A 12970-nucleotide genomic window follows, 5' to 3' on the forward strand; every position below is an offset into this window, starting at 1 on the left:
TGACTTGTTGTTCCGGGACACTATGGGGCGTTGAATGCCATTGATTGTCGACCACGATGAGCGGCGCGCGATTATCGCGGACATCGTGAAGGAAATGATCGCGGAAACCGGCATGGATTCGGTTACGGTTCGTGCCGTTGCCCGCAAGGCCGGCTACAGTTCCACGATTCTCTCGCACTATTTCCGCGACAAGCAGCACCTTCTCATCTCGGCATTCGCCTCGGTCCTCGGCGAGGCGCCGAAGCGCGTCGAAGCGGTGATGGAAGCGCGCGGAACGATGCTGGAGTGCCTCTGCGCACTTCTGCCCACGACCGAATCCAACCTTCGCGACTGGCAGGCCTGGTTCGGCTTCTGGGGCAAGGCGACGCACGACCCGGCGCTGGCGGAGGAAAGGCTGATAGGCATCGAGGAGACGCGCAAGATGCTGCACGTGATCCTCGAATACGGTATCAAGCGAGACGAGGCGCCAGCCAACCTGGATATCCCGTATTATGCCAATCACGTGCAGATCTACCTGAACGGACTGGCCGCGATGGTCATCACGAAGCCAGAGGACTGGCCGATGAAAGATCAGCACGCCGCACTCAAATCGCAGGTCATGCTGATGAGCGCATACCCGGAGGGCCCCGAAGATTAACCACGGCAGGGCGCTTCTTTTTATTGTGCAACTGACGCATTAAACGTATCGTTTGGAGCCGGCGATCGGAGTCCGGCACGGCGCCGGCGGGCGACCGCCCCGGCGAAATGCCGGAATCGGGTCGGAGAAAATTGGGGGAGAGCCTATGACCGCGACGCGCGAACTATTCCAGTATGCCTACTTCGTGAACAGCATCGACGAGGCCGCCCGCAAATGGTCTGAAGCTTTCGGCGCCGGCCCGTTCTTCATGATCCGCCACCACGAATGCGACGAGTTCACCTATCGCGGAACGTCCGAGGAAGCCGATGTTTCCTATGCTTTCGGCTATCTCGGCGACATGATGATCCAGTTCATCGAGCAACACGACGAAAAGAGGTCGATCTATCGCGACATGTACGCGAAGGGCGAGGAAGGCTATCACCACATCGCCTACCTCGTTTCCGACTTCGATGCCGAGCGCAACCACTGGCTCGGCCTTGGCTACGAGCTCGCCACCGAACTCTATGCCGACGAGGTCAACGCGGCCTACTTCGACACGCGCAGCCTCAATGGCGGCTTCACCGAAATCCACGGGGATCCGATGCACATCATGGGCATGTTCGGCCTTTGGAAGCGGGCACACAAGGCATGGAAACCGGGAATGCCATGGAAGGTCGAAGGCGAGTACATCACCGATTACGAAAGGGCGACGCTGATTCCCAAGAAGGGCTGAGTTGAGCCTCACGCGGCGGCAAACGCTAGAGCCCGGAAAAGGCCCGCCACTGCCGCGTCACCTGGAGAGGAACGCGATGAAACTGCTCGAACCGATCACGATCGGCCCGGTCGAAGTGAAGAACCGGGTCGTTATCACGGCGCATGCCGCCTATACCGATTTCTTCCGACCGGATTGCGATGGCGAGCGGTACATGGCCTATCTGGAGCGACGCGCGCGGGGCGGCGCCGGGCTGATGATGACCACGGCCATGCACGTCCACGAAGCCAGCCAGATGCTCAATCACTGGGTCTTTGATGCCGGGACGATGGGACCCAAGTTCCGGCAACTGAGTGAGCGCGTGCATCGCCACGGGGGCAGGATCCTCGCCCAGGTCTTCCATTTCGGCGTGATGGGCAAGTCCGAGACCCACGCCGATTTCAAGCCGATCTGGGGCTTCTCGCCGGCGACGAGCGCGGATGGCGAAGCGTGCCACGTCATGACCGACGCCGAAATCGAGGAAGTCCTCGACGCCTTCGTCGCGGCATCGGTCTGCGCCGTCGAGAACGGCATGGACGGGATCGAGCTGCACGGCACGCACGGCTACCTTTTGCAGCAATCGTGGACCCCTGCGGCCAACTACCGCGAGGACAAGTGGGGCCAGCGCACCTTCTTCGCGACCGAGCTGATGCAGCGCGTCCGCGATGCGATCGGGCCGGACAAGGTCCTCGGCATCCGGGTGTCGCTCGACGACTTTCGTGGTCGCGAGAAGAGCGGCCTCGACTTCGACGACATCTGCGACATCGTCGACGAACTTACCGCCACCGGGATGCTCGATTACGTGAACACCTCGGAGGGCAGCGGCAATTTCGACTACGCGCAGGTCATAACCAACTATCGCCACAAGTTCGGCAAGACGCTGCCGGCCGTTCATGCGCTGCGCGAACGGATCGGGCAGCGGGTCCCGGTGATCGGGGTCAACAAGATTCCGACCGTCGACCTGGCCGAGCAGGCGCTTCTCGACGGCGACTGCGACCTTGTGGGCATGACGCGGGCGCAGATTGCCGATCCCGACCTTGTCTACAAGCTCGAGCACGGGGAAGCGCCGCGCATCCGCACGTGCACCGGTGCGAACCAGGGGTGCATCGATCGTGTCAGCATGTATCCGATCACCTGTATCCAGAACCCCGAGGTGGGCGAGGAGAACCGGTTTCGCGAGCTCGACGCGCAGCCGGTACGGCCCAAGCGGGTCCTCGTGATCGGCGGCGGCCCGGCCGGGATGAAAGCCGCCGAGGTCGCGGCAAGGAGCGGGCATCAGGTTACGCTGGCCGAAGCGGGGCACCGGCTCGGCGGACGGCTCAATCTTGTCGAGACGCTGGGAACGTCCTCCAACCTGCTTGCGATGACCTCGTGGCTCGAACAGGAACTGTCGCTGCTGCAGGTGAAGGTCATGCTGCAGACAACGGTCGACGAAGACCTCATCGCCGAGTTGCAGCCGGAAGCAATCATCCTTGCCAGCGGGGCGAAGACCCGTTCCGCCCTCGACTGCGAGACCGACGACAGCGTCCCGATCCTCGACCTCGATGCCGCGGTGAACGGCGAATTCGACGGGCAGACCTTCGAAATGAAGGGCACGAATGCCGTGATTGTCGATCGGCGCGCGAATTACGAGACGTCGCTTTGCGTCGAGGCGCTCGTGCGGCGCGGTGCATCGGTAACGGTCGTCACGCCCTTCCTCCACTTCGGCGCGAACCTTGGGTTTACGCACCTCGCCGACTACTTGCGGCTCCTGCCCCAGTGGAAAGTGAAGGTCATGCCGCAATCGATCGCGATCGCGATCGAGGACGGCTTCCTGCGGGTGATGGACCACTCCATCGCCGAGGAAGTGCGGCTTCCCTGCGACTTCGTGGTGGCAGGCGTTCCTCCCGTGCCGAGCGACGACCTGACGGCGGTCTGCGAGCGGCATGCGCCGACTTCGCTGGTCGGAGACGTGCATGCGCCCCGCTCCGCACTGGAGGCCATCCGCGAGGGCGACCGGGTCGGTCGCACGCTGTAACGCGATGAGCTTCGACTATATCATCGTGGGCGGGGGAACGGCGGGATGCGTGCTCGCCCATCGCCTTATCAGACACGGCGGCAACAAGGTATTGCTGCTGGAGGCAGGGCCACCCGACCACTCTATGTACGTCCACATCCCGATGGGCCTGGGCAAGGTCGCGGGCGATCCGCGGTACATGTGGTACTACCCCAGCGAGCCCGAGAAAGCGACGGGCGGCAAACCCGGCGTATGGCTCCGGGGCAAGACGCTTGGCGGGTCCAGTTCCGTGAACGGCATGGTCTATGCCCGGGGTAACCCCGCCGACTACGATCGCTGGGAGGCAAGCGGCGCCACGGGATGGGGCTGGGACACCATGCGGCGCGCCTTCGTGGAAATCGAGGACCACGAACTCGGGGCGACCGAATGGCGCGGTGCCGGCGGCCCGCTGCACATCACGATCCACAAGACGCGCTCGCGGCTTGGCGAGGCGATCCTTGACGGCTGCGAGCACCTCGGTACGCCGCGCAAGGAGGACATCAACAGTCCCGATCAGCACGGGGTCGGCTATTCGCCGCAGACGATCGGCAAAGGCCGCCGGATGAGCGCGGCCACGGCGTTTCTCAGGCCCGTCATGAGCAACCCGAACCTGACCGTGGTAACCGACGCCCTTGTCGAGAAGATCGAAATTTCCGCCGGTTGCGCGACGGGCGTGAAGTACCGGAAAGGCGGAAAAGTCGAGACGGTCGGGTGCCGGGGCGAGGTGATCCTCGCGGCCGGTGCCGTGGGCTCTCCAAAGATCCTCCAGCTTTCGGGAGTCGGGCCGGCAAACCTGCTGTCCCGGCTGGGGATCGACGTGGTCGTCGACCGCCCTGCCGTCGGAGAGAACCTCTCCGAGCACAAGGGGACCTGGATCGAGAACCACATCACGACTCCGGACAGCCTGAACGTCTGGCTGAGCGGCTGGCGGCTGGTGCGCGAGGCGATCCGCTATCAGCTGTTCCGGACAGGGCCGCTCGCCAACGGCGTGCTGATCAATGGCTTCATCAAGACCCAACCCGACCTCGAACTTCCCGACGCGCAGATCAGCTTCTTCGATCTCACCGTGGTCAAGGGCGCCACGAGCATGACCCTCGAAAAGAAGCCCGGTTTCATGGCCGGCGCCTGGCAATTGCAGCCCGAAAGCCGGGGATACATTCGCCTGCGGTCGCCGGATCCCGAAGACTTTCCCGAAATCCGCGCGAATTTCCTGACCGTCGAGAAGGATCGCGAGGTCATGGTGCGGGCATTTCGCTATCTGCGGCAGCTGATGCAAACGCCGCAGCTATCGCCGCTGATCGAGCGCGAGACGGTCCCCGGACGGGAAGTGCAGAGCGACGAGGAGATCGTCGAGGCGTCCTACGCGGGCGAAAATGCCTATCATGCCACGGGCACCTGCCGGATGGGATCGGACGCCGACGCGGTCGTCGATCCGTACTTGCGCGTCCGCGGCGTCGAAGGCCTGCGGGTGGTCGATTGCTCGGTGATGCCGACCCAGGTCTCTTCGGGCGTGAACGGCCCGGTCATGGCGCTGGCGTGGCACGCCGGCGGACTGATCGCCGGCCAGGCGGCGGGCCCGAAGTCTCCTCTCACGAACTGAAACCTGTCGGCGCGACGGGAAGGGCGTGACGAACGGCTCATTCGCCTTCCGCGAAGAGATCGTCGAGCTGCCAGGCGACGAATGCAGCGCTCGACGATGCAGCCGCGTAGCCCGCCTGCATCGGGCTGACCGCGATGCCGTTGCGGAAGACCACGCCTTCGTCGTTTTCCTGCCCAGGCTCGGGAGCATTTCGGTTAATGTCGAAGCTAAGGCCCGGCAGCGGCGGCACCTGGGCGCCGCGCGCTTCGGCCATCGCGCGCATCGCAGGCGAGGCGCTTTCCGCCATGTTTTCGGTGAATTCGATCCTGTACGCCATGTACGTCCCGACCCGGGTAAGCCGCCATTGTGCGCCTTCCAGAGTATCGGGGAAGTTGACGTTGAGCGCGAGGCCCTGGGGTAGCAGCGGTCCGCCGCCGGCATTGTCTTCGAGCGCATCGATAAGTTCGAGCACGCGCGCCGCGATCCGTGCCGACAGCGGGTTGGCAAGGTCGTCCCCCCGGCTGTTCGTTCCTGCCGAAAGGGCCATTGCCGGAATGCCGCGCACTGCCGCCAGCTGCGCATTGCTGACCGTACCCGAAGCCATGATCATGGCGCCGACATTCTGGCCTTCGTTGGGACCTGACAGGACAAGATCGGGCTGCCCGCCCCAACGCTCCATTCCGGCCACGTCCAGCCCGTAGAGCAGCGCCATGACCGGAGTACCGTCGACGTGGTGGAAATCGCCTGCGGGAAGGTCGTCGCGGGTCATCATTCCGGTGGCCGGGTCGCCGGCCTGCGCGGCATCGTTGAGACAGGGTCGATCGAGCGGGGTCAGGGGGCGGGCGATCGAAATTGCCGCGCTCATACCGCTCTGGTTCGTACAGGGGACCGACACGACGACGTCATGCCCTGCATGCCTGAGGGCGCGATAGAGCGCGACCACGTTGCTGGTCAGCCCGTCATCGTTGGTGAGCACGATGTTGCGCGCCTGGGCTGTCGGGGAAGCAAAGAGGAAGGCGCAGGCAATGAAGATCGAAAAGCGCATGGAAAGGGTGTCCCGTTGCCGACAGGCGCAGAGCGCTACACGCAAACGACGGTCGTCCGCAATTCGCGCCAACCGCCTAGAAAACGAACTTGTACGAAGGGTCGTTCTTGTCCCTCGTTCCCTTGTAGGTCGTGCCTTCGTAGGCGCCGGCATCGCTGTGGGTCGACTTCTGGTTCCTGGCGTAGTCTACCAGAATGCGACGGGCCGAAAGCTTCCAGACTCCGTCGTTCCGCCTGAATTCATCGAGATAGCGACCGCCGAACACGAGCTCCATTTCCTCACCCTCGACATCGAAGAATGCCGTCCCGATCACCTGCGCCTCGCACTTGGCCGTATCCCCGTCGAGAAGGATGATGTGATTGCTTACGGCGTGCTGGGTCCGGCGCATCGAGTCGCCGATAATCTCGAACATCTGGCGGCCGACATCGGGCATCTGGCCCGATACCAGTCCGGCATCGAAATGCGCGCCCTCGATAAAACAGTCGCAGAATAGATCGACGTCCTTGCGATCGACCCCGCGCGCCACCTTGTGCGTAAGCTCCATGATCTCGAGCTTTGCAGCCGTTTCCGTTTCCGAACTCATCTTTCAATCTCCCCGGTCATCCTAGATCATTCCCTCGAGCGCGGCGGTGTACACGGCCGGTCGCACAGCGGTTTCTGGTTTCAAGCTTCGTCATGGCATTGCGCAGGTGGAACCGGACCGTCGTCGAGGTGATCGCAAGCATTTCGCTCGTCTCCCTGTCGCAGTTTCCCGCTGCCATGAGCTTGAGGCAGTCGAACTCGCGCGACGATAGCCTACTTTCCTTTGTCGAGATTTCCCACCCCCGAGCGCTTGCGACGCCTCATCGCTCCGTTGCGTCTTCGTCGCTCGCCTGCGGACGCCAGCCGTACGCCCAGGCAAGTCGCGGGCTATCCGTCGTCCGGACAAGCGAAAGGAATTGTGGTGGCCTTCGGGTTTGCATCTGCCCCCCGAACGGGCGATGCGTGGCCTGATGAAAGCCCGTGTCTGTCTGCTCCTGTTATGCTGTGCATCCCCGGCATTGGCCTCCGGGACGGGGGAAGGTCCTTCCAGAGAAGAAGTGATCATCGTAACCGCCCCCGGCGGCGCGTCCGACCTCGAGGATGCTCTCGGGCTCGAGCGGCAGGACATCCGGGTGGCCGGGACGCCAGACCTGCTGGGTGCGCTTACACGCAATTTTGCCGGGGTCACCTTGCAGGATGCGCAGAATAACCCGTGGCAGCCCAACCTTCTCTATCGCGGTTATGTTGCTTCGCCATTGCAGGGGCAGGCACAGGGGCTTGCCGTCTATGTCGATGGCGCGCGGTTCAACCAGCCGTTCGGAGATACGGTCAATTTCGACCTGATCCCCGATGCGGCGATCGAGGCTGTGACCCTGCGCGATGCCAGCCCGTTATACGGCCTCAATGCGCTGGGCGGAGCGCTTGTCATCGAAACCGCCACAGGCCGCAGCGTGCAAGGGATCGAAGGTGCTGCGGCCATCGGCTCCTACGGCGAGCGCGATATCAGCCTTTCGGCAGGCGATGCCATCGGCTCCTTCAGTTATTTCGGCGCGCTCCAGTATCGCGAGGAAGAAGGGTGGCGCGATTTCAGCCCGTCCGATCTGGTCAACGGCTACATCGATCTGGGGTTCGACGGCGAACGGGCCGGCGTGCACGTAAAGTTCATCGGAGCAGATACCGATCTGACCGGTAACGGCGTTGCGCCGGTGGAACTGCTGGCGGCGCGGCGCAGGTCCGTATTCACCTGGCCCGACAACACGCGAAACCGATACGGCAGGATCAGCTTGCACCCCTGGTTTGCCATCGCCGACGGCCTTCGGTTCGAAGCCACGCTCTATCGCCAGCGGCGCAAGGCCGCGACGCTGAACGGCGATGCTGCCGATATCGAGGGATGCGAGGCGGACGAACTGGAGGGGCTCATTTGCCTTGAAACGGTCGGTGCCGATGAGGAGGAGCAACAAGGCGTCCTCACCGACGCCAACGGCAATACCTTTGCCGATGTTCTCGCCGGCAGCGATTATGGCGTGCTCAATCGCGGAAATATAAAGACGCGGTCCGAGGGGATCCTTGCGCAGGTCGTCGGCGAGCACGACTTCGCAGGGCGCACCAACCGGCTGACAGCGGGCTTCAGCTATGATTCCAGCGAGAGTGAATTTTCTACCTCGACCGAACTGGGCGAGCTGACCGACGAACGCAGCGTGACAGGGCTTGGCCTGTTCATCGACCAGGGGGATGGCTCGATCGCCCCGGTCGGGCTGGAAACCCGCACCCGGTTCTGGAGCGGCTTCCTTAGCGACACGCTGCCGCTTGGAGATACGCTGACGGCGGAAATCGGCCTGCGCTACAACCATGCCCGCGTACGGCTGATCGACCAGCTTGGCACCACGCTCAATGGCGACCACAGCTTCAGCCGCTTGAACCCCGGAATCGAACTCGATTGGAGAGCTGCATCCGGCTTGACGTTGCGCGCGGGGTATTCCGAGACAAACCGTGTGCCTACCGCTGCGGAACTTTCGTGCGCAGATGAGAATGCGCCATGCAGCCTGACCAATTTTTTCATCGCCGACCCGCCGCTTGAGCAGGTGGTGGCCAGGAGCTTCGAACTTGGCGCGTCAGGGAGCCGGGAGCGCGGGGCATGGACTTTCGACTGGCTGCTTTCGGGCTATCGCACGACAAATACCAACGACATCCAGTACGTTGCGGCGGACATCCGGGGACGTGCTTTCTTCAGGAACATCGGAGAGACCCGGAGGCAGGGCGTCGAGGCGTCCATGAAAGCGCGCCGCGGCGGCCTGCAACTGCTGTTTAGCTATGCCTTCATCGATGCAACCTACCGCTCTGCGATCACGCTGAGCAGTCCCGCGAACCCGGAAGCTGGCGAGGGCGGTCTGGTCGAGGTTGCGCCGGGAGATCGCCTGCCCGGCCTGCCGCGCCACAGCGCAACGCTCAGCGTCGACCATTCCGGCCGACTGAGCGGACGCGGCTTCACCATCGGTGGCGACGTGGTCGCGCGCTCGAGCCAGTACCTTGTCGGCGATGAAGCAAACCGGAACAGCCCGATTCCGGGTTATGTCCTGTTCAACCTGCGTGGCAGCGTCGAACTTGCAGGGGGAATCTCGTTTTTCGGCGAACTGCGAAATGTATTCGACCGAAGATATGAGACTTTCGGCACGTTCAGCGAAGTCGATGAAATAGAGCTGGTCGAAGCGCCGGATGCTTCCGACCCCCGTGCTCTTGGCCCCGGCGCTCCGCGCCGATGGACGGCAGGAATGCGCTTCAGCTTCTGATCCGTTTTCCCGGCCCGGGAATGCGAATTCGCAGCCGGCGACGCGAAATAGTTCGCAAGTCAATGCGGGACGGTCGGTGTGGAAAGAGAACCCCGAATGCCGGGGCTGGACCAAGACTCCGGTTTCACCCAGCATGCGACGCTTCGCAAAAGCGTCGCAGAACTGCGCCACTCGACGGGCGAAGATCGCCCGAGGGCGAAAATCCGGTCCACTACAGAACTGCCTGGTGCGGTCGAGAAGACTCGAACTTCCACGGGCTTTCGCCCACAACGACCTCAACGTTGCGCGTCTACCAATTCCGCCACGACCGCTAAATCACGAGGTGCGCTTCGAGGCGCCCCGTCGGCAGGAGCGCGCCCTTAGCAAAGGGCCTTGAGGCCTGCAAGCGGCGATTGACGCAAATCGCGGGACGCGGCTGCCGGTCGCCACGGTTTTCACTGTTTGAACTGCGGCGCGCGATGCGCGATGTACCGGTATCGGAACGAGAGAATATCGAGGCTAGGAGCAGAGGACCCGCATGACGCAAGCCCACGACCAACTGGTACCCGTCCCCGATGCCGCCGTTGCAGGCACCTCCTGTACCCTCGAGCAGTACCGCGAAATGTACGGACGCTCGATCGAGGATCCGCATGGCTTCTGGCTGAAGCAGGCCCAGCGGCTGAACTGGGTGGCACCGCCGACGCGCGTCGGGGACTGGTCCTTCGATCCGGTCCGGATCAACTGGTTCGCAGACGGAACGCTCAACATCTGTTTCAATGCGGTCGACCGTCACGTGAACGCCGGACGCGGGGAGGACATCGCGCTGATCTTCGAGCCCGACGATCCTGTCGCGGACGTGCGCAAGCTGACCTACGCGCAGCTGCTCGAAGAGGTTGTCCGGATGGCAGGCACGCTGCTCAGGATGGGCGTGGCTAAGGGCGACCGGGTCACGATCTACATGCCGATGACGATCGAAGGCGTGGTCGCGATGCTCGCCTGCGCGCGCATCGGCGCGATCCATTCGGTGGTTTTCGGCGGTTTCTCGCCCGATGCGATCGCCGGACGGATCGAGGATTGCGCGAGCGACTGGGTGATCTGCGCCGACGAGGGACTGCGCGGTGCCAAACGCATTCCGCTCAAGGCCAATGTCGATGCCGCCTTGAAGAAGGTGTCGGTCAGGGGCGTGCTCGTCGTTCGCCATACCGGCGGCGAGATCGACATGACCGAGGGGCGCGACCACTGGTACCACGAATTGTCACAGGGCGTCCCTGCCGAGTGCCCTTGCGTCACGATGAATGCCGAGGACCCGCTGTTCATCCTCTACACCTCGGGTTCGACCGGAAAGCCGAAGGGGGTGCTTCATACCACGGGCGGATACGCTGTCTGGACCGAAACGACCTTCCGCTACGTGTTCGACTATCGCGCCGGCGAAATCTACTGGTGCACCGCCGACATCGGGTGGGTAACAGGCCACAGCTACATCGTTTACGGCCCGCTGCAGAACGGCGCGACCGCCCTGATCTTCGAAGGCGTGCCCAACTACCCCGAGCACGACCGCTTCTGGCGCATCGTCGACAAGCACAAGGTCGCCATTCTCTACACGGCTCCAACGGCGATCCGCGCGCTGATGCGCGAGGGCGACGACTGGGTGACGCGGCACGACCTTTCATCGCTCAGGCTCCTCGGATCCGTGGGCGAACCGATCAATCCGGAAGCCTGGCGCTGGTATCGCGATGTCGTGGGCAAGAGCCGCGTGCCCGTGGTCGATACCTGGTGGCAGACCGAGACCGGCGGCGTGATGATCACGACGCTCCCCGGGGCCCACGCCATGAAGCCGGGGAGTGCGGGGCGGCCGTTTTTCGGCATCCGGCCACAGATCGTCGACAATGAAGGCAAGGTGCTCGCCGACGAGGACAAGAACGTCGCGGCCGAGGGCAACCTGTGCATCACGGCAAGCTGGCCGGGCCAGGCGAGGACGGTCTATGGCGATCACGACCGCTTCGTCCAGACCTACTTCTCGCACTACAAGGGCAAGTATTTCACCGGTGACGGCTGCCGGCGCGACGGCGACGGATACTACTGGATCACCGGACGCGTGGACGATGTCATCAACGTATCGGGCCATCGCATGGGCACGGCCGAGGTCGAGAGCGCGCTTGTCCTGCACGAAAAGGTGTCGGAGGCCGCGGTGGTTGGATATCCGCATGACATCAAGGGCCAGGGCATTTACTGCTACGTCACGCTCAAGGCGGGCGAGGAGCCGGACGACGATCTGGCCAGGGAACTGCGCAACTGGGTCCGGACCGAGATTGGCCCGATAGCCTCTCCGGATCATATCCAGTTCACTCCGGCGCTGCCCAAGACGCGCTCGGGCAAGATCATGCGCCGGATCCTGCGAAAGATCGCGGAGGATGATTACGGCTCGCTCGGCGACACCTCGACGCTCGCAGATCCTTCGCTCGTCGACGGGCTGATCGCAGGCAGAAAGAACCGCTGAGCGTCAGGGACGGCCGGGGTCAGCCCGGTTTCCAGCCGATCTCCGCTGCGGTCGCCGACTTGGGAACGTCGGTGACCGCTTCGTTTACCGTGACGCTCTCACCCGGTGCGAGCTGGCGCTGCGGCGGCGCGACCTCCCAGCTGTAGACGATTCGTTCGCGTGCATCGCGCAACACGATGAGGATCGCCGGAACCGTGCGCCTTGACTGGCCGACGTTGGTGATCGTCCCGCTCGCCCCGAAAAACTCGGTTCCGTTGGGCAGGGTGCGCCGTTCCTGCCTGTTCGGCGGAAACTCGAGGACGAGGTCTGGCTGTGCCTCGGCGAAGGTCGCGCGTTTCACCGGCACCCAGTCGGGCAGGCCGTAATAGGAAACGGCAGCCGCGGCCCCCAATGCGACGAGCGCGAAAAGGATCGCACCGATCATGAGAATCTTCGCGCGGTTGCGGCGGGGACGGAACGGTGGTTCGAATTCGAAGCTCGATGGCGCTTCGTCGAAATACCGGCCCTCGGTATCGTCGTCGTACCTTGCCCCCGCATTGTCTCCCCTGTCGCCGATTTCGGCCAGCGGCGGTTCGGGTTCCTCACGCGGTCCGATAGGGCTCTGGCGCCAATGCAATGCGGCGTCCGGCGTCGGGCTCGCCATTTCTGGAACTGCTGCAGGCTGCGCAGGCTGGAAAGCCGTCTGCGGTCGCGGCGCGGGCCCTTGTTCGGCGTCGCCGACCTGTGGCGTCACCTCTTCCTCGGCGGCATGGCCGTGGCGCGCCTCTCCAAAAGGCTTTTCGCCGCTTTCTTCCTCCGCGACGGGTTCCGCCTCGGGCGCAGGTTCGGCAGGCTCGGGCTCGGGCTCGGGCTCGGGCGGAAGAGGTACGGGTGCTGCCGTCGGCGCGGGGACACCGGCTTCCTCGAAAGGATCTTGCGAAGCAACCGGGTCCGCAAGATCCGGACCTTCCTGAAACCAGCTGTGCCGGCACTTGGCGCAGCGCACCGTGCGTCCTTCGGCCCCGATCGCACTGTCGGGCACGACGTAACGGGTCGAACAGGCAGGGCAGGCGATGATCATGGCACCACCGCTTAAGCACGAGCGAAAGCGAACCGGCAAGACAGCGGCTGCCGGACGGCCTGCTTAACGCCCTTTTTTCCACATTCATTGACGGGTATAG

At 63.6% G+C, this 12970-nt stretch carries 10 protein-coding genes and 1 tRNA gene; 6 read left to right on the forward strand and 5 right to left on the reverse strand.

Annotated elements, in window-relative coordinates:
- The first annotated feature begins 34 nt into the window (after positions 1-34).
- From FHS75_RS05745 to FHS75_RS05760, 4 genes are all read left to right on the forward strand, one after another.
- Complete coding sequence (locus FHS75_RS05745) at positions 35-637, forward strand: TetR/AcrR family transcriptional regulator (RefSeq protein ID WP_179406782.1); 603 nt, start codon at positions 35-37, stop codon at positions 635-637.
- 145 nt (positions 638-782) lie between these two features.
- Positions 783-1349 carry a VOC family protein gene (locus tag FHS75_RS05750; protein WP_179406783.1) on the forward strand — a complete coding sequence of 189 codons (567 nt, stop codon included), beginning with the start codon at positions 783-785 and terminating at the stop codon, positions 1347-1349.
- A gap of 76 nt (positions 1350-1425) precedes the next feature.
- Positions 1426-3384, forward strand: a complete 1959-nt coding sequence (locus FHS75_RS05755) for an oxidoreductase (protein ID WP_179406784.1) — start codon at positions 1426-1428, stop codon at positions 3382-3384.
- 4 nt (positions 3385-3388) lie between these two features.
- Complete coding sequence (locus FHS75_RS05760) at positions 3389-5002, forward strand: GMC family oxidoreductase (protein ID WP_179406785.1); 1614 nt, start codon at positions 3389-3391, stop codon at positions 5000-5002.
- 37 nt (positions 5003-5039) lie between these two features.
- Here FHS75_RS05760 and FHS75_RS05765 read toward each other — a convergent pair whose 3' ends face one another.
- The 3 genes from FHS75_RS05765 to FHS75_RS18240 form a co-directional block, all read right to left on the reverse strand.
- Positions 5040-6026, reverse strand: a complete 987-nt coding sequence (locus tag FHS75_RS05765) for a 5'/3'-nucleotidase SurE (RefSeq protein WP_179406786.1) — start codon at positions 6024-6026, stop codon at positions 5040-5042.
- Positions 6027-6102: 76 nt separating this feature from the next.
- Complete coding sequence (locus tag FHS75_RS05770) at positions 6103-6609, reverse strand: nuclear transport factor 2 family protein (protein WP_179406787.1); 507 nt, start codon at positions 6607-6609, stop codon at positions 6103-6105.
- Positions 6610-6625: 16 nt separating this feature from the next.
- On the reverse strand, positions 6626-6841 hold the full coding sequence (locus FHS75_RS18240) for a response regulator transcription factor (protein WP_373285040.1): 216 nt from the start codon (positions 6839-6841) through the stop codon (positions 6626-6628).
- Positions 6842-7006: 165 nt separating this feature from the next.
- Here FHS75_RS18240 and FHS75_RS05780 point away from each other — a divergent pair, with 165 nt between their 5' ends.
- Positions 7007-9334, forward strand: coding sequence for a TonB-dependent receptor (locus FHS75_RS05780; RefSeq protein WP_373285036.1), 2328 nt, complete (start codon positions 7007-7009; stop codon positions 9332-9334).
- A 224-nt stretch (positions 9335-9558) separates the two neighbouring features.
- Here FHS75_RS05780 and FHS75_RS05785 read toward each other — a convergent pair.
- Positions 9559-9645, reverse strand: a tRNA-Leu gene (locus tag FHS75_RS05785).
- Positions 9646-9851: 206 nt separating this feature from the next.
- On the opposite strand from FHS75_RS05785, the gene acs reads away from it, so the two are divergent.
- Entirely contained in the window at positions 9852-11810 is a 1959-nt protein-coding gene (gene acs / locus FHS75_RS05790; protein ID WP_179406790.1) for an acetate--CoA ligase, read from the forward strand.
- A 19-nt stretch (positions 11811-11829) separates the two neighbouring features.
- Here acs and FHS75_RS05795 read toward each other — a convergent pair whose 3' ends face one another.
- Entirely contained in the window at positions 11830-12870 is a 1041-nt protein-coding gene (locus FHS75_RS05795; RefSeq protein WP_179406791.1) for a zinc-ribbon domain-containing protein, read from the reverse strand.
- Positions 12871-12970 lie beyond the last annotated feature (100 nt).

The sequence above is a fragment of the Novosphingobium marinum genome (genome assembly GCF_013408095.1).
GTDB classification, from domain to species: Bacteria; Pseudomonadota; Alphaproteobacteria; order Sphingomonadales; family Sphingomonadaceae; genus Novosphingobium; species Novosphingobium marinum.

Bases quoted from the DNA above. Each gene is read 5' to 3' on its own strand.
- FHS75_RS05780 (WP_373285036.1), top strand. From the start codon at position 7,007: ATGCGTGGCCTGATGAAAGCCCGTGTCTGTCTGCTCCTGTTATGCTGT.
- FHS75_RS05765 (WP_179406786.1), bottom strand. From the start codon at position 6,026: ATGCGCTTTTCGATCTTCATTGCCTGCGCCTTCCTCTTTGCTTCCCCG.
- acs (WP_179406790.1), top strand. From the start codon at position 9,852: ATGACGCAAGCCCACGACCAACTGGTACCCGTCCCCGATGCCGCCGTT.
- FHS75_RS05745 (WP_179406782.1), top strand. From the start codon at position 35: ATGCCATTGATTGTCGACCACGATGAGCGGCGCGCGATTATCGCGGAC.
- FHS75_RS05795 (WP_179406791.1), bottom strand. From the start codon at position 12,870: ATGATCATCGCCTGCCCTGCCTGTTCGACCCGTTACGTCGTGCCCGAC.
- FHS75_RS05760 (WP_179406785.1), top strand. From the start codon at position 3,389: ATGAGCTTCGACTATATCATCGTGGGCGGGGGAACGGCGGGATGCGTG.
- FHS75_RS05770 (WP_179406787.1), bottom strand. From the start codon at position 6,609: ATGAGTTCGGAAACGGAAACGGCTGCAAAGCTCGAGATCATGGAGCTT.
- FHS75_RS05755 (WP_179406784.1), top strand. From the start codon at position 1,426: ATGAAACTGCTCGAACCGATCACGATCGGCCCGGTCGAAGTGAAGAAC.
- FHS75_RS05750 (WP_179406783.1), top strand. From the start codon at position 783: ATGACCGCGACGCGCGAACTATTCCAGTATGCCTACTTCGTGAACAGC.